This is a genomic window from Bradyrhizobium sp. SZCCHNRI1009, assembly GCF_032487575.1.
Classification (GTDB): Bacteria; Pseudomonadota; Alphaproteobacteria; order Rhizobiales; family Xanthobacteraceae; genus Bradyrhizobium.
In genome coordinates this window covers 54,564-72,141 of the sequence record NZ_JAUEUL010000002.1, presented here as the reverse complement: position 1 = coordinate 72,141, position 17,578 = coordinate 54,564, and the positions used below count along the sequence as shown (strand labels likewise).

11 protein-coding genes are annotated in these 17,578 nt (G+C 64.7%); 6 read left to right on the top strand and 5 right to left on the bottom strand.

The window, feature by feature from the left end; translation table 11 throughout:
- Positions 1 to 24 precede the first annotated feature (24 nt).
- The 3 genes from QX010_RS03880 to QX010_RS03870 form a co-directional block, all read right to left on the bottom strand.
- Complete coding sequence (locus QX010_RS03880) at positions 25 to 1,563, bottom strand: SpoVR family protein (RefSeq protein ID WP_315805439.1); 1,539 nt, start codon at positions 1,561 to 1,563, stop codon at positions 25 to 27.
- On the bottom strand, positions 1,560 to 2,837 hold the full coding sequence (locus QX010_RS03875; RefSeq protein WP_315805438.1) for a YeaH/YhbH family protein: 1,278 nt from the start codon (positions 2,835 to 2,837) through the stop codon (positions 1,560 to 1,562). The genes QX010_RS03880 and QX010_RS03875 overlap by 4 nt, the downstream gene beginning before the upstream one ends.
- 224 nt (positions 2,838 to 3,061) lie before the next feature.
- A complete protein-coding gene (locus QX010_RS03870; protein WP_316177748.1) occupies positions 3,062 to 5,005 on the bottom strand; it encodes a PrkA family serine protein kinase in 1,944 nt (647 codons plus the stop codon).
- Positions 5,006 to 6,170: 1,165 nt separating this feature from the next.
- Here QX010_RS03870 and QX010_RS03865 point away from each other — a divergent pair.
- Genes QX010_RS03865 through QX010_RS03840 form a run of 6 tightly spaced genes read left to right on the top strand, consistent with a single transcriptional unit; the run spans position 6,171 to position 13,690 of the window.
- On the top strand, positions 6,171 to 9,017 hold the full coding sequence (locus QX010_RS03865) for a bifunctional transaldolase/phosoglucose isomerase (RefSeq protein WP_316177746.1): 2,847 nt from the start codon (positions 6,171 to 6,173) through the stop codon (positions 9,015 to 9,017).
- 14 nt (positions 9,018 to 9,031) lie between these two features.
- Positions 9,032 to 10,069, top strand: coding sequence for a phosphogluconate dehydrogenase (NAD(+)-dependent, decarboxylating) (gene gnd / locus QX010_RS03860; protein WP_316177744.1), 1,038 nt, complete (start codon positions 9,032 to 9,034; stop codon positions 10,067 to 10,069).
- Complete coding sequence (zwf, locus tag QX010_RS03855) at positions 10,066 to 11,589, top strand: glucose-6-phosphate dehydrogenase (protein WP_316177742.1); 1,524 nt, start codon at positions 10,066 to 10,068, stop codon at positions 11,587 to 11,589. Before gnd ends, zwf begins: the two co-directional genes overlap by 4 nt.
- A 2-nt stretch (positions 11,590 to 11,591) precedes the next feature.
- Positions 11,592 to 12,341 carry a 6-phosphogluconolactonase gene (pgl, locus tag QX010_RS03850; protein WP_316177740.1) on the top strand — a complete coding sequence of 250 codons (750 nt, stop codon included), beginning with the start codon at positions 11,592 to 11,594 and terminating at the stop codon, positions 12,339 to 12,341.
- A 22-nt stretch (positions 12,342 to 12,363) separates the two neighbouring features.
- Positions 12,364 to 12,858 carry a gluconokinase gene (locus QX010_RS03845; RefSeq protein ID WP_316177739.1) on the top strand — a complete coding sequence of 165 codons (495 nt, stop codon included), beginning with the start codon at positions 12,364 to 12,366 and terminating at the stop codon, positions 12,856 to 12,858.
- A gap of 19 nt (positions 12,859 to 12,877) precedes the next feature.
- Positions 12,878 to 13,690, top strand: coding sequence for an HAD family hydrolase (locus QX010_RS03840; RefSeq protein WP_316177737.1), 813 nt, complete (start codon positions 12,878 to 12,880; stop codon positions 13,688 to 13,690).
- 23 nt (positions 13,691 to 13,713) lie between these two features.
- On the opposite strand, the gene QX010_RS03835 is transcribed toward QX010_RS03840, so the two are convergent.
- Both QX010_RS03835 and malQ read right to left on the bottom strand, forming a co-directional pair.
- On the bottom strand, positions 13,714 to 15,525 hold the full coding sequence (locus QX010_RS03835) for a glycoside hydrolase family 15 protein (protein ID WP_315805430.1): 1,812 nt from the start codon (positions 15,523 to 15,525) through the stop codon (positions 13,714 to 13,716).
- 39 nt (positions 15,526 to 15,564) lie between these two features.
- Complete coding sequence (malQ, locus tag QX010_RS03830; RefSeq protein ID WP_316177734.1) at positions 15,565 to 17,517, bottom strand: 4-alpha-glucanotransferase; 1,953 nt, start codon at positions 17,515 to 17,517, stop codon at positions 15,565 to 15,567.
- Positions 17,518 to 17,578 lie beyond the last annotated feature (61 nt).

Below are 17,578 nucleotides of genomic sequence, written 5' to 3'. Positions count from 1 at the left end.
GATATCTAAGGCTTGGCGGCCGCGCTAGGCGGCCGCCGGTTGTATCCGGGGATTGAGCACGTACTCCTTCAGCACCTTGTCGGTGGCGGCATCGACTTCGACCAGCGACACGTCGTAGCTCCAGAGATCGGCGAGATGCTGCAGCACGCGCTTGGTGTCGGTCTCGTTGAGCTGGGCGCCCTTGACCACCGTATGCCGCAGCATCAGGCGGCGATCGCCGGCGAGATCGACATCGACCACCTCGATGTTGGGGTCGATGTAGCCGACGTCGTACTGCTTGGACAGCTCGCGGCGGATGCGGCGATAGCCGCGCTCGTCATGGATGGCATCGACGAGAATGCCGGCGCGCTCAGCCGGATCGTCATGCAGGTGGAACAGTCTGAGCTGCCGGATCAGGTTGGGGCTGAGGAACTGGCTGATGAAGCTCTCGTCGCGATAGTTCGCCCAGACGTCACGCAGCACCGCCATTTCGTCGCCGGTGCCGGCGATGTCCGGAAACCATTCGCGATCCTCGTCGGTCGGATCCTTCACGATGCGCTCGATGTCCTGCATCATCGCAAAGCCAAGGGCATAGGGGTTGAAGCCGGAGTAGCGCGGATCGTCGAACTCCGGCTGGAACACGACATTGGTGTGCGACTGCAGGAACTCCAGGAAATTGCCGTCGGTGAGTCGTCCTTCCTGGTGCAGACGGTTCATGATGCGATAATGCACGTAGGTCGCCGTGCCCTCGTTCATGACCTTGGTCTGGCCCTGCGGATAGAAATACTGCGCGATGTGGCGGACGATGCGCAGCAGCTCGCGCTGCCAGGGCGCCAGCCGCGGCGCGGTCTTCTCCAGGAAATAAAGCAGGTTCTCCTGCGGCAGGCCGAGCAGCGCGCGGCGCCGCTCGACGTTCAGCATCGCATTGGTCTTGACCGGGCCGGTCGGCACCGTGCGCCAGAGATCGTTGAACTGGCCCTCCTCATAGAGCCTGCGCTTGCCGGCGCGCTTCTCCTCCTCGCGGAAGTCGAGCTTCTTCTTGCCGGGATAGCGGTCGACGCCATGCGACATCAGCGCGTGGGCGGCATCGAGCGTATGCTCGACCGCGAGCCGGCCATAACGTTCCTCGCATTGCGCGATGTAGCCGCGGGCGAAGTCGAGATAGTCGAGGATGCCGTCGGCATCGGTCCACTGCTTGAACAGGTAGTTGTTCTTGAAGAAGTGATTGTGACCGAACGCGGCATGCGCGATCACCAGGGTCTGCATCGTCGCCGTGTTCTCCTCCATCAGATAGGAGATGCAGGGCGAGGAGTTGATCACGATCTCATAGGCGAGGCCCATCAGCCCTTTGCGGTACGAGGCCTCGTGATAGGCGAAGTGCTTGCCGAACGACCAGTGCTTGTAGAACAGGGGCATGCCGACCGAGGAATAGGCGTCGAGCATCTGCTCGGCCGTGATCACCTCGATCTGGTTGGGATAGGTGTCGAGCCCGAGCTCCTTGTGCGCCACCCTCTCGCAGGTATCGTGAATGCGCTGCAAGGTGAGGAAATTCCAGTCGGCGCCCTCGAACAGCAGTCCGCTCATGACGCCGCCCTCTCCTGCGTGGTGCCGCGACGCTGAAACAGGTCGTGGAACACCGGGAAGATCTCGCTCCGGTCGCGCACCTTGCGCATCGACAGCGGCTCGCCATTGGCGCGCAGCCGCTCATACAGCGACCACAGCGCGGAGTCCGGCATCTCGAACGAATAGGTGCCGGACTCGCCGACCTCGAGATAGGCGAAGAACTGTGACACCGGCAGGATGTTGTCGGTCAGGAGCCGCGCGACATTCTCGGAATCCGAGGTGGCGTTGTCGCCGTCGGAGGCCTGCGCCGCGTAGATGTTCCAGTCTGAGGGCCGGAAGCGCGAGCGGACGATGTCGTGCATGCATTGCAGCGCGCTCGACACCAGGGTGCCGCCGGATGCCGGTCCGTAGAAGAAGGTCTGCTCGTCGACCTCCTCGGCACGATCGGTATGGCGGATGAACACGATCTCGACATGGCGGTAGCGCCGGGTCAGGAACACGTAGAGCAGCATGTAGAACCGCTTGGCGAGGTCCTTCATGTGCTCTGACATCGAGCCGGACACGTCCATCAGGCAGAACATCACGGCCTGCGCGATCGGCTTCGGCACCGCTTCGAAGCGGCGGTAGCGGATGTCGATCGGATCGATGAAGGGGATGCGCTTGGCCTTGGCCTTCAGCGCCTCGAGCTCGGCCAGCAGCGCGGCGCGCTTGTCGTCGTCGGTCTCCTGCTCCAGCTGGGCTTCGAGCTCGGCAATCGCCTCCGGCCGCGGCCGGCGCAGCGCGACGCGGCGGGCCAAGGCGCGGGTGACGGTGCGGCTGATCGAGATATTGGCCGGCGAACCCGACGTCGAATAGCCCGCGCGCACCAACCCTTCGCTCTCGGCCTCGGCGAATTTGCGCTTGGCGAGATCGGGCAGCTCGAGATCGTCGAGGAACAGGTTGACGAACTCCTCCTTGCTCAGCACGAAGCGGAAGGCATCCTCGCTGTCGCCCTGCCCCGGCGCCGACTTGCGGCCGCTGCCGTCGCCGGAGCGCGGCAGGATATCGCCCTCGACGAACTTCTTGTTGCCGGGCAGCACCATGTCGCGGGTGCCGCCCTCGCGGCGGAAGCGCGGCTCGTCCATGCCATCGAGCGGGATGGAGACCTCACCACCCTCGAGCACGTCCTTGATGTCGCGGTCCTGCGACGTCTTCTTCACGGCTCCTTGAACCAACGCCTTGGCTCGGCGCAAAAATCGCTGACGGTTTTCGAGACTTTTGCCGCCCGGATTCAGGCGCCGATCAATGATATGCATGACCACGTTTCCATACGCCTCCTGCTGCAGCGGTTTCGACTCCTGCTCTCCCCCGCCGCGATGCCGCGGTGCAGTATCAGACCCGATACCGGACCCGCATCATTCGCTGCCCGACGCGTCCCATCAAAGTTCAGCGTCGAACGTTCCGCTCGCCTCGTTGTCCCGGCGCCAACATCCGCCGATGGCCTGCAGCACATGCAGTGAACATCGGCGCCGGACCGCGATCAACCTGCCTGCTTCACCCGCATGTACCACTCGACCAGCCGGCGGACCTGCCGCTCGGTGTAGCCGCGTTCGACCATGCGCGCGACGAAGTCGTCGTGCTTCTTCTCGGTCTCGCCGTCCTTCTTGGTCCCGAACGAGATCACCGGAAGCAGATCCTCGACCTGCGAGAATATCCTCTTTTCGATGACCTCGCGGATCTTTTCGTAGGAGGTCCAGGACGGATTTTTTCCGCCGTTCTGGGCCCGGGAGCGCAGCGAGAACTTGACAACCTCGTTGCGGAAGTCCTTCGGGTTGGCGATCCCGGCCGGCTTCTCGATCTTGGTCAGCTCCTGGTTCAACAGCTCGCGATTGAGCAGCTGTCCCGTATCGGGATCCTTGAAGTCCTGATCCTCGATCCAGGCGTCGGCGTAGTCGACGTAGCGGTCGAACAGGTTCTGGCCGTAATCGGAGTAGGATTCCAGATACGCCTTCTGGATCTCGTGACCGATGAACTCGGCGTAGCGCGGCGCGAGATCCGCCTTGATGAATTCGAGGTAGCGCTTCTCGACCTCCTCGGGCAGTTGCTCGCGCTTGATCGACTGCTCCAGCACATACATCAAGTGCACGGCATCGGCGGACACTTCCGACGTGTCGTGATTGTAGGTCGCGGCCAGGACCTTGAAGGCAAAGCGGGTGGAAATGCCGTCCATGCCCTCGTCGACGCCGGCGGCGTCGCGATATTCCTGCACGCTGCGCGCCTTCGGATCGGACTCCTTCAGGCTCTCGCCGTCATAGACCCGCATTTTGGCGTACAACGTCGAGTTCTCGTGCTTGCGCAAGCGCGACATCACCGAAAAACGAGCCAGCGTGTCCAAGGTCGCCGGCGCGCAGGGCGCGGTGGCGAGCTCGGAGCCCTGGATCAGCTTCTCGTAGATCTTGCGCTCCTCGGTGACGCGCAGGCAGTACGGCACCTTGATGACGCAGATGCGGTCGATGAAGGCTTCGTTGTTCTTGTTGGTCTTGAAGCTTTGCCACTCCGCCTCGTTGGAATGGGCGAGGATCACGCCATTATAGGGAATCGCGCCGATGTTCTCGGTGCCGATATAGTTGCCCTCCTGCGTCGCCGTCAGCAGCGGATGCAGCATCTTGATCGGCGCCTTGAACATCTCGACGAATTCGAGGATGCCCTGGTTGGCGCGGTTGAGGCCGCCCGAATAGGAGTAGGCGTCGGGATCGTTCTGGGCGTAGGTTTCGAGCTTGCGGATGTCGACCTTGCCGACCAGCGAGGAGATGTCCTGGTTGTTCTCGTCGCCCGGTTCGGTCTTGGCGATCGCGATCTGCCGCAGCCGCGACGGCTGGATCTTGGCGACGCGGAACTGCGAGATGTCGCCGCCGAAGGCCTCGAGTCGCTTGTAGCACCACGGGCTCATCAAACCGGATAGACGGCGGCGCGGAATGCCGTATTTCTCCTCGAGCATCGGGCCCAGCGTGTCGGGATCGAACAGGCCGAGCGGCGATTCGAAGACCGGGCTCAGCTCATCACCGGCCTTGAGCACGTAGATCGGATGAGCTTCCATCAACTGCTTCAGCCGTTCGGCGAGCGACGACTTGCCGCCGCCGACCGGTCCGAGCAGATAGAGGATCTGCTTGCGCTCTTCGAGACCTTGCGCGGCGTGGCGGAAGAAGCCGACGATGCGCTCGATCGTGTCTTCCATGCCATAGAAGCCGGCGAACGCGGGATACAGCCGAACCGTCCGGTTCAAAAAAATACGGCCAAGGCGTGGGTCCTTGGCCGTGTCGATCATCTGAGGCTCACCGATCGCAGCTAGTAGTCGTTCAGCGGCGTTCGCGTATCGCATCGGGTCGGTTCGACACGATTCTAGATATTCCTGCATCGACATGTCGGTCTGGCTGCGTGCCTCGAACGACCTTGCGAACGCGTTGAACAACGAATCGTTGTACATGATCCCTCTCCACGTAGGTTCCGCCGCACTGCTGCAACGGGCCGAGATCTAAGTACGTTCCTGCTGATCCCGAACCGACTCAGAGTGAAGCGCGCTAGCCCCCATTGGGCACCGTCTTCGTCCTTTTCCGCAACGCAAAGTGCATGCAGCATATGCCCTATCAACATGCACTTCGCTCAATAGTTCGGCAAAAGCCGGCCGACTCTCCCCATTTGTACCTCATTGTCTCTGCTTCGCAACATCCGCAATACCCCGGCACCGTAGTCTTCCTGCGCCGCACAAGGTGTTGTGAAGCCACGTGAACTGGTGGCGTGACAGCTCCGCAATCAGTCTCCCTTCCGGAAGTGAACCGCGAGTGAACGCCAATCGTCGCGCATCTGCGCCGGGCAGCGAATGTCTCATTCGTGGCGCGACGTGATGCGCGCCAGCCACGGCTGGTCAAACAGACACAGCCAAGCTGCAAGCGCGTCGGCCGGCGCTCATACGATGTCATCATGACCCGGCGAGCGATGAACGCGCGCATCTCACAGCGCCATCCGCACACATGTTCACCGCTAGAACCGAATGTCGTGACGCAACGCACCGCCGAAGCCGGACGGATCACTCGATGCTGATCATTGCCATGATCAGGGTGCGGCTCGCCACCGAATGTCTGCAAGCAGAAAGCATCATAGGTTATCCGCCAATCACGAGGCGCAGCCGAGGCGACAATCGCAACACGCTCGCCCTGATCTGTGACGTCAGGCACCATTACCCAGAACACATGTGGCCCCTTTCCAGCATTGCAAGGCGGAGAAGGTTTGATCGACGGCATTTGCTCGCCCACGATGGGAGACCTCCGGCGCGGGAGCCGCAGAGACCGACGCGAGCCGAACACCGGCCGCGCTTGGCGGGCCTTTCCCCCGCCTTGGTCGTACGGCCGGCCGCAGGCTTCAGACTGCCTGCTTCAGAGTACCTGCTTCAGAGTGCCTGCAAGTCTCCCGCCGAGCGCACGCCGCCGGCACGTCGCACCCGGCACGAAGCTCTTGGGATTCCAGAGGGATCAATCCATTATGAATGGCGTTCTCCTGTGGGCTGGCGCATAGTTATTCATGTGAGGTCCACGACTTGGCAGGCCGCCAGGCGGGAACCCGAAAAAGCAAGCCGACGCACATAGATAGGCATCATGAATCCGGTCAAAGCTCTCGAAGAACACGGCCAGGCGGTCTGGCTCGATTTCCTCGCACGCGGCTTCGTCGCCAGAGGCGACCTCAAGCGGCTGATCGATGAGGATGGCGTCAAGGGCGTCACCTCGAATCCCGCGATTTTCGAGAAGGCGATCGGCAGCTCCGATGAATATGACGCGCCGATCGCCGCGGCGCTGAAGAACGGCGATCGATCGCCGACGCAGCTGTTCGAGGCCGTCGCCGTCGAGGACATCCAGAATGCCGCCGACGTGTTGCGGCCCGTCTACGACCACTTCGATGGCAATGACGGCTTCGTCAGCCTCGAAGTCTCGCCCTATCTGGCGATGGACAGCAAGGGCACCATTTCCGAGGCAGAGCAGCTCTGGAAGGCGGTCGACCGCAGGAATCTGATGATCAAGGTGCCGGCGACCGACGCCTGCCTGCCGGCCATCCAGCACCTGATCGCCAAGGGCATCAGCGTCAACATCACCTTGCTGTTTTCGCAAGAAGTCTACCGGCAGGTCGCCGAAGCCTACATTGCCGGCCTCGAAGCCTATGTCGCCGCCGGCGGTGATCCGTCGCATGTCGCCAGCGTGGCGTCGTTCTTCGTCAGCCGCATCGACAGCGTGGTCGACAAGCAGCTCGACGCGAAGATCGCCCAGGCCAACGATCCCTCGGAGAAGGAGCGGCTGGCCGCGCTCAAGGGCAGGATCGCCATCGCCAACGCCAAGATGGCGTATCAGGACTACAAGCGGCTGTTCGCCGGCGCGCGCTGGGAGCGGCTGGCCGCGCACGGCGCCAAGCCGCAACGACTGCTCTGGGCCTCCACCGGCACCAAGAACAAGGATTACCGCGACGTCCTCTATGTCGAGGAGCTGATCGGACCGAACACCGTCAACACCGTGCCGCCGGCCACGCTGGATGCCTTCCGCGATCACGGAGAGGTGCGCGACAGTCTGGAGGAAGACGTCGACGCCGCCCGGGCCGCCCTGGAGGATCTGGCGAAGACCGGCATATCCCTCGACGACATCACCGCGGATCTCGTGGTCGACGGCGTCAAGCAGTTCGCGGACGCCGCCGACAAGCTCTACGGCGCGGTTGCGCACAAGCGCGCCGTCGTGCTGGGAGCAGGACTTGGGCAGCAGACGATCGCCATTGCTGCTGATCTGGAGAAGAAGGTCGCCTCCGCTACCGAGGACTGGCGCAAGGACGCCAGGATCCGCCGGCTCTGGCACAAGGATGCGACGGTCTGGACCGGCCATGACGAGCACAAATGGCTGGGCTGGCTGACCAGCGCTGACAAGGCCGATATCGCCGATTATGAGGACTATGCGCAGCGGGTGAAGGGACAGAAGTTTTCCGACGCCGTGGTCCTCGGCATGGGCGGCTCCAGCCTCGGGCCGGAGGTGCTGGCCGAGACCTTTCCGCGCAAGGCCGGCTTCCCCAGGCTGCACGTGCTCGACTCCACCGATCCCGCGCAGGTGCGCGCGATGGAGAAGGCGATCGACATCACCAGGACGGTGTTCATCGTCTCCTCGAAGTCGGGCGGCACCACCGAGCCGAACGCGATGAAGGACTATTTCTTCGCGCGTGTGTCCGAGGCGATCGGGCCGAACAAGGCCGGCCACCGCTTCATTGCCGTGACCGATCCCGGCTCGTCGCTGGAGAAGGCGGCCAAGGCGCAAGGCTTCGCCCGCATCTTCCATGGCGAGCCGAGCATCGGCGGCCGCTATTCAGTGCTGTCGCCGTTCGGCCTGGTGCCGGCCGCGACCGCGGGCATCGACGTGCGCAAGCTGATCACGCAGGCGCTGTCGATGGTGCGCTCCTGCGGGCCCGACGTGCCGCCGCTCCAGAACCCGGGCGTGCAGCTCGGTCTGGCAATGGGTCTTGCCGGCCTCGAAGGCCGCGACAAGGTGACGATCTTCGCCTCGCCCAAGATCGCCGATTTCGGCGCCTGGGCCGAGCAGTTGATCGCGGAGTCCACGGGCAAGGAGGGCAAGGGCCTGGTCCCGATCGAGGGCGAACCGGTGGCGTCGCCTGAGCTTTATGGCAGCGACCGCTTCTTCATCGATATCAAGATCGACGGCGACGACGTGACCGGCCATGATGCGAAGCTCGCCGCGCTCGAGGAGGCCGGCCATCCGGTCGTGCGCATCGTCATGACGTCGATCGACCAGCTCGGGCAGGAATTCTTCCGCTTCGAGATGGCGACCGCCGTCGCCGGCGCCGTGCTCGGCATCAACCCGTTCGACCAGCCCGACGTCGAAGCCGCCAAGATCAAGACCCGCGAGCTGACGGCGGCGTTCGAGCAGAGCGGCGCGCTGCCGGAGGAGCAGCCGGTTGCATCGATCAAGGGCTGCGAGCTCTACACCGATGCTCAGAACGCCGAGAGCCTGCGCGAGCATGGCGCCGACGGCACGCTCGCGTCCTGGCTGAAGGCGCATCTTGGCCGCGCCGGCGCCGGCGACTACATCGCCCTGCTCGGCTATGTCGACCGCAACGCCGGCAATATCGACACGCTACAGCGGATCCGGCTGAGGCTGCGCGATGCCAAGCACCTCGCCACCTGCGCCGAGTTCGGTCCGCGCTTCCTGCACTCGACCGGCCAGGCCTACAAGGGCGGTCCGGACAGCGGCGTGTTTCTCCAGATCACGGCTGACGACGCCGAGGATCTGCCCATCCCCGGGCAGAAGGCGAGCTTCGGCGTGATCAAGGCGGCGCAGGCGCGCGGCGATTTCGACGTGCTCACCGAGCGCGGGCGCCGGGCGCTTCGGGTCCATCTCAAGGGCAATCTGAAATCGGGCCTGAAGATGCTCGACAGCGCGATCAGTGAAGCGCTGAGCTAGGAAGGGCGTCGTCGATGCAATTGGGAATGATCGGTCTCGGGCGGATGGGCGGCAACATCGTGCGCCGCCTGACGCGCGCGGGACACGCCTGCGTGGTCTATGATCGCGACGCAAAGGCGGTCGCTGCGCTGGTCTCCGAGGGTGCGGTGGGCGCCGCGAGCCTTGAGGAATTCGTCGGCAAGCTCGCTCCCCCGCGGCACGCCTGGATCATGCTGCCGGCCGGCAAGATCACGGAAGCCACCGTCGAGCAGCTCACCAAGCTGATGAGCCAAGACGACGTCGTCATCGACGGCGGCAACAGTTTCTGGCAGGACGACGTCCGCCGCGGCAAGGCGCTGAGGGAGCGCGGTCTGCACTATGTCGACGTCGGCACCTCCGGCGGAGTCTGGGGCCTTGACCGGGGCTACTGCATGATGATCGGCGGCGACAAGCCGGTCGTCGACCGGCTCGATCCGATCTTCGCGACGCTGGCGCCAGGCATCGGCGACATCCCGCGCACACCGGGCCGGCACGGCCGCGACCCGCGCGTCGAGCAGGGCTACATCCATGCCGGGCCGACTGGCGCCGGCCACTTCGTCAAGATGATCCACAACGGCATCGAATATGGCCTGATGCAGGCCTATGCCGAGGGCTTCGACATCCTCAGGAACGCGAACAGCGAGGCGCTGCCCGAGGCACATCGCTTCGACTTCGATCTCGCTGACGTCGCCGAGGTGTGGCGCCGCGGCAGCGTCATTCCGTCCTGGCTGCTCGACCTCACCGCCAGCGCGCTGGCGCGGCAGCCCGGCCTGGAGAAATATTCCGGCTATGTCGAGGATTCCGGCGAAGGCCGCTGGACCGTGAACGCGGCGATCGACGAGGCCGTGCCGGCCGAGGTGCTGACGGCCGCTTTGTTCGCGCGTTTCCGCTCGCGCCAGGAGCACACCTTTGCTGAGAAGATTCTCTCGGCGATGCGCGAAGGCTTCGGCGGGCACAAGGAGCCCGAACAGCACCCAGATCCGGCGCGCCAGAGCGCGCCTGGGATCGTCAAGCCCAGGGACGACCGCGCGTGACCCCGCTGTATCCGCACCAGCCGCGACATCAGAAGCCTGACGCCTGCGCCTTCGTGGTCTTCGGTGTGACCGGCGATCTGACCCATCGGCTCGTTCTGCCATCGCTTTACAATCTCGCGGCCAATCATCTGCTGCCTGACAGGTTCTGCATCGTCGGCATTGCCCGCAAGGGCGTGTCGAGCGAGCAACTGCGCGACAATCTCATGGAGGGCCTGCGCAAATACGCCACACGCCCAATCGAGGATGAGATCGCGCAGCGCCTGTTGCAATGTGTGACTGCGATCGAGGCCGATCCGAAGGAGCCGGAAAGCTTCGATCAGTTGAAGGCGAGGCTGGAAAAGCTCGAAGCCGCGCGGGAGACCCACGGCAATCGGCTGTTCTATATGGCGACGCCGCCGAGCGCCTTTGCGCCGATCGCGCAACAGCTCGGGCGCGTCGGGCTGCTTCGCGAGGACGGCAAGGCTTGGCGCCGCCTTGTGGTGGAAAAGCCGTTCGGCACCGATCTCGCCTCGGCCAAAAAACTGAACGACACGCTGCTGCAACTCGTGACCGAGCACCAGATCTACCGGATCGATCATTACCTCGGCAAGGAGACGGTGCAGAACATCCTGGTGCTGCGCTTCGCCAACGGCATGTTCGAGCCGATCTGGAACAGGCATCACATCGACCACGTTCAGATCACCGTCGAGGAGAAGCTCGGCGTCGGCACGCGCGGCAGCTTCTACGACGCGACCGGCGCGCTGCGCGACATGGTCCCCAACCATCTCTTCCAGTTGCTCTCGCTGGTGGCGATGGAGCCGCCGGCGCGGTTCGATGCGCATACCGTCCGCTCCGAGAAGGCGGAGGTGCTGTCGGCGATCCAGCCATTGAGCGAACGGGAGGCGCTGCTCAACTCGGTGCGCGGCCAGTACACGGCCGGCATGATTGGCGACGCCGAGCTGCCGGATTATGTGAGGAGCAAGGACGTTCGCCCCGACAGCACCACCGAGACCTACGCGGCCTTCAAGCTCACCATCGATAATTGGCGCTGGGCCGGCGTACCGTTTTATCTGCGCACCGGCAAGGCGCTCGGCGCCAAGCGCACCGAGGTCGCGATCAAGTTCCGCCAGGCGCCGTTCGCGATGTTCAGCTGCACCCCGATCGAGACCCTGGCCGAGAACTATCTCGTCATCGGCATCGAGCCGACCCAGAGCATCACCTTGCAGTTCAACACCAAGATCCCGGGGCCGACCATCCGCACCGACGGCGTGCAGATGAAGTTCAACTACAAGGACTATTTCCAGGCCGAGCCCGCCACCGGCTACGAGACGCTGATCTATGACTGCATGATCGGCGACAACATCCTGTTTCAGCGCGCCGACAGCGTCGAGGCCGGCTGGAAGGCCGTCGAGCCATTCATCGAGGCCTGGAAGAAGGCCGGCCGCGATGGCCTGCATTCCTACGCGGCCGGCAGCGAGGGACCTGAGGCGGCGGCCGATCTGCTGGCCCGCGACGGCCGCAGCTGGCGCAAGCTGGTTTAGCCGTGGTCGGACCGCAGGACTGCAACCTCGTGCGCGTCGCCGACCGGGCGACGATGGCGAGGGTCGCGGCCGAACATCTCCTGGCCCGGATCGATGCCAATCCGGCGACGATAGCCGTTTGCCTCACCGGGGGATCGAGCCCGAAGCAGCTCTATCAGCTGCTGGCGACGGACGCGTATCGCGAGCGGATTCCCTGGACGCGCGTGCACTGGTTCATCGGTGACGAACGATATGTTCCGCCCGGCGATCCCCTGCACAACATGACCATGGCGTGCCACGCGTTCCTCGATGCCTGCGCGCCGGCCGCCAACATCCACCCGATAGCGACCGATAGATCGGACCCGGAGGCCAGTGCCTGCGACTATCAGCGCGCGCTGGAAGCGTTCTACGGCGCCGCGCGGCTCGACTCTGCGCGGCCGCTGTTCGACCTCGTGCTGCTCGGAATCGGTTCCGACGGCCATGTCGCGTCGCTATTCCCCGGCTTTCCCGCTGTTGATATCGCCGATCGCTGGGTTGTCGGCGTCGACAAGGCTCACGTCGCACCCTTCGTGCCGCGGATCAGCCTGACCTTGCCTGCGCTCGCCTCCTGCCGAACCATGCTGTTCGAGGTCGCCGGCGCCGACAAGCGCGCGATCATGACGCGCGTGCTGGCCGGCGAAGACCTGCCCGCCAATCGCGCCCGCTCGATTCGGGAGACGATCCTGCTGATCGACAGCGAGGCCTGGCCGGAGAGGCAAAGTGGCGACATCTGACCTGCCCCATGCGCTCATTATCATGGGCGTCTCCGGCTCCGGCAAGAGCACGATCGGGCAAGCATTGGGCCAACGCCTCGGCTGGCGCTTCGAGGATGGCGACAGCTTTCACCCGCCCGCGAACGTCGCCAAGATGAGCGCGGGCCACCCGCTCACCGACGAGGATCGCTGGCCCTGGCTGCATGCCATTGCCACGGAGATCGCGCAATGCCGCAGCGCGGGCCAGCACATCATCATCGCCTGCTCGGCGCTCAAGAAGGCCTATCGCGATATCCTGGTCGGCGGCCGCGACGATGTCCGCATGGTCTATCTCCAAGGCACTCAGGAGCTGATCGGCGAGCGGATGAAGCATCGCGCCGGGCACTTCATGCCGCCGGGCCTGCTCACCAGCCAGTTCGCCACCCTGGAACCGCCTGGCACCCCCGAGCATCCCATCACGGTCTCGGTCGACGCGCCGGTCGCGGCGATCGTGGACGACATCCTGCAACAGCTTCACAGCGGTCAGGGACGAGCCTGACCGCAAACAGGAAGGGCTCATGACCCGCATCGCTCTCGTCGTATCCGACGTCGACGGCACGCTGCTGACCAAGGACAAGGTTCTGACCGAACGGGCCGCGAAGGCGGCGCGGCGGCTGCACGAATCCGGCGTTGGCTTCACGCTCACCTCGAGCCGCCCCGCGATCGGAATGCGCTTTCTGATCGAGCCGCTGCAGATCAGCCTTCCGGTGGGGCCGTTCAACGGCAGCTCAATCGTCGACGCCGCCATGCGCCCGCTCGAGCAGAGCCTGATCCCGCCCGCGGCCGCCGCACGCTGCGTCGACCTGCTGCATCAAGCCGGCGTCGACATCTGGGTCTTCACCAACGACGCCTGGGTGACGCGCAATCCGGACGGTGAGTACGTCCCGAACGAGCGGCGCGCGATACGCGCGGAGCCGACGATCGTCGGCGATTTCTCGCCCTATCTGGCGAACGCCTGCAAGATCGTCGGCGCGAGCAGCGATTTCGCGCTGCTGGCGGGCTGCGAGAGCCAGATGCAGCAGGCATTGGGCGCGGAAGCGACAGCGGTGCGCTCGCAGAGCTACTATCTCGACATCACTCCGCCCGGACATGACAAGGGCACCTTCGTCAGCGCGATGGCTCAGCGGCTCGGTATCCCGCTCGACCAAGTCGCGACCATCGGCGACATGCACAATGATGTCGCGATGTTCGAGGTGAGCGGATTGTCGATCGCCATGGGCAATGCCAGTGACGAGGTGAAGAGCAAAGCCAAGCGCATCACCACGTCCAATCAGAACGAAGGCTTTGCCAATGCCATGGAGATGATCCTGGCGGAAAACGCGCAAGGCTGATCCGCAAGCTGACGTGCGGGAGCTCAGGCCTCCGACCGCTGCCTTGCGGGTTTGTCGCTGGCCTTCCTGGCGCTGCTCAGATTCTGCGCCGTGTTGATCAGCGCGATATGCGTCAGCGCCTGGGGAAAATTGCCGGTCTGCCGCCGGGCCTCGCTGTCGTACTCCTCGGCCAGCAGTCCGACATCGTTGGCGATGTTCACCACGCGGCGGAACAGCGTCTCGGCCTTTTCCGTATCGCCCGCCAGGACATGGGCGTCGGCCAGCCACAGCGTGCAGGCAAGGAACGCGCCTTCGATCGGCTGCTGCTCGTCCGGAGGGACATCGCGCGGATCGTGCCGGAGCACGAAGCCGTCCCGTAGTAAATGCTGTTCGATCGCGTCCACCGTGCCGCGAATGCGCGAATCGGAGCTGGGGAGGAAGCCGACCGCCGGCAACAGCAGCAGGCTGGCATCGAGCAACCGCGAGCCATAGGACTCGACGAAGCTGCCGAGGCTTTCGTCATAACCCTTGGCGCAGACGTCGCGATGAATGGTCTCGCGCAGCCGCCGCCAGCGCTCCAGCGGCGCCTTGAACCCGAATTTCTCCGCGCTCTTGATCGCGCGATCGAACGCCACCCAGGTCATCACCTTGGAAAACACGTAGTGACGGCCGTCGCCGCGGCGTTCCCATATGCCGTGGTCGGGCTGGTCCCAGACGTCGGTGAGATGATCGAGCACCGCGCATTCCAGGTCCCATGTGCCGTCTTCCAGTTTGAGCCTGGTCATGCGGGCCTGGTGGAAGGCGTCCATCAGCTCGCCGTAGACGTCGAGCTGGAGCTGGGCGTGCGCGGCGTTGCCGATCCGCACCGGCCGGGCGCCTTCGTAGCCGGGCAGCCACTCGGCCTCCCACTCCATCAGCCGCCGCTGGCCCATGATGCCGTACATGATCTGCATATAGGCCGGTGCGCCGGCGGCGGCGCGCAGCAGCCAGTTGTGCCAGGCCAGCGCTTCCTCGGTGTAGCCCGAGTTCATCAGCGCGAGCAGCGTGAACGTCGCGTCACGCAGCCAGCAGAAACGATAGTCCCAGTTGCGCCGGCCGCCGAGCTTCTCCGGCAGCGACGTGGTCGGCGCCGCGACGATGCCGCCGGTCGGCGCATAGGTGAGCGCCTTCAGGGTGATCAGCGAGCGCATCACGAGTTCGCGGTGCTCGCCCTGATAGGTGCAGCGGCGCGACCAGTCGGCCCAGAAGGTCTCGGTGTCATCAAGCGCCTGAAGCGGATCGATCGCCTTGGGCACCGGTAGATGCGAGGGACCGTAGGTCAGCACGAACGGCACGGTGTCGCCGGCCGCGACCTCGAACTCCGCAACCGTGGTCATGTCCTCGCCGCGGGTGGCGATCGGCGTATGCAGCACCGCCATGTCCTGGCCGCAGATGGCAAGCAGCGCGGAGCGATCCTCGGAGCGCTTGACCCAGGGAATCTCGATGCCGAAGCCGAAACGGATGATCAGCTCCATCCGCATGGCGACCCGGCCGGCGACGCCGCGGACCAGCCGGACGACGTCGGAGGCGCTGCCCCGCGGCGGCATGAAATCGACCAGCTCGACGGTGCCGGTCGCGGTTTCGTACCGCGTCTCGAGGATGAGGCTGTCGCCACGATAGCGGCGGGACGTCGAGCGGATATCGCCGCGTGGCGCGATCAGCCAGCGGCCATGGCTGCGATCGCCCAGCAGGGAAGCGAAACAGGCGTCGGAATCGAACGCCGGCCAGCACAGCCAGTCGATCGAACCGTTTCGGCTTACGAGGGCAGCCGTCTCACAATCACCGATCAGCGCGTAGTCTTCGATCCTGCAGGACATTCGGCATCCGCGTGCAATTGCCCCCTCGATCCCCGCATTCTAAACGCCGGCCGGGCTGATCCGTTCGGCGGTCGCCGCCTTCAACGCCGCGACGCTGGTCGCACCCGTGATGTCCTCGAGCTTGACCGGCATCTTGCGGCGCCAGTTCGGATGCTCGTCGATCGTGCCGGGAATATTGGGCTGATCGACCACCTGCAGCAGATCCTCCAGGGAAATCACCAGCAGCCGCGACCGTGTCCGCGACAGGAAGGCGATCGCCGAGTGGACGTCGTTGGCCTGAATGCCGTTGTGGCGGAGCACCTCGTCCCACAGCCCCAAGGCGTCCCAGCGATCCTGGTCGCTTTCGCCGGGATCGATACCGAGCCCGCGTTTGGTCTTGAGATCGCCGAACGAGCGCCAGCCGGCATAGGTCGAGAGGTCGTGGGTGTTCAGCGTCACCAGCGCATTCGGCGGATAGAAGTCGACGTCGCGAAAGCGGCCGTTGTCGTCGCGTTCGAAGATCATCACCTTGTAGGACCACAGTCCCCAATCGGCCATCTGCTCGCGAAAGCCTTCCGGCACGGTGCCGAGATCCTCGCCGATGACGATGCAGTCGTTGGCCACGCTCTCGATGACGGTCGCGGCGAGCAGCGCATCGAACGGCATCTGCACATACGCGCCCTGCTTGGCCGGAAATCCGTGCGGCACCAGATAGAGCCGCTTCAAACCGAGCACGTGGTCGAGCCGGATCGCGCCGGCATGGCGCATCGACGCCCTGATCATCTCCCGGAACGGCTCGAAATTCCTCAGCGCCAGCCCCGGCGCGTTGAAGCCGGCCAATCCCCAGTTCTGCCCGACCGTGTTCAATGGATCGGGCGGCGCTCCGACCGACAGCGTGCGCGAGATGGCGCCCTGCTCGTTCCAGGCATCGAAGCCGTCGGATTGAACGCCGACTGCGACGTCGAGATACAAGCCGACCTTCATTCCCAGCCGATGCGCGAGATCCCGGCAATGGCGCAATTGTCGCTCGGCGAGCCACTGCACATAGGCGATGAACTCGGCCTCCCTCCGGTCGGCGCCGCTGAGCAGCGCCGCGCAGCGCGCGGCATCGGGCCGCCGCCACTCCTCAGGCCAGTCCCACCAGGGCTTCTGGAAGCGATGCCGCAACACCTCGAAGCAGGAGAAGCGCGCCAGCAGCTCGCCGCGCTCGGCCCGATAGGCCTTGAACTCCGCAGCGGCCGCGGCGTCGGGCGCGGCCATGAAGGCGTCGAAGGCGGCGCGCAGGGCCGGCCATTTCAACGCCGCCACACCCTTGTAGTCCACCAGCTCGGCTTGTCGCAGCGGCTCCAGCGCCTTGCTGCCGGGCCCCTTCGCAAAGCCCGGCGCCTGCTCCACATCGACATAGAGCGCATTCAGGAACAGCCGGCTGTTCGGTGCATAGGGGCTGAAGTCACCCGGCCGGTCGTCGAACAACGCGTGCAGCGGATTGAGCCCGACACCATCGGCGCCGAGCTTGGCGCAAAGCGTGATGAGATTGGCAAGGTCGGTGAAGTCGCCCATGCCCCAGTTGCGGGCCGAGCGGATGCCATAGAGTTGGATCGCCAGCAGCCAGACGCGGTCGAAATCGCCGGCGAAGGCCTTCGCCGGCGCGACCAGCAGCGGCAGCTCCTCGCGGTAGGATGACGCATCCACCAGCTCGAGGCGGTAGCTGCCGACCGGCAGATCACCCGGCCACTCGACCAGGGCCTCGCCGGCGTCTCCCTTTGCGATCTCGGTGTCGCCACGCCTGATGGTCCACCTGACCGGCAGCTTCGCCGCCTCGTTCAGGCGGCTTCGCGCCGGCTGGCCGGACCGAATCACGATCGCACCGCTCAGCAGCCGGTGCGGCGTGGGCCTGGGAAAGGCCTCCACGATGATCTTGAGTGCCGCTTCGTCAGTGACGCGACGCTGCCCCTGACCATCGTAGAATTCTGTCAGGATTCCGAGACTATGGGCTTCGCTGTAGAGATCCATTCGGCACGCGATCTGGACGTAACGGCAAGTCGTACGTCGTAAAATTGTTGTGGGACAGCAA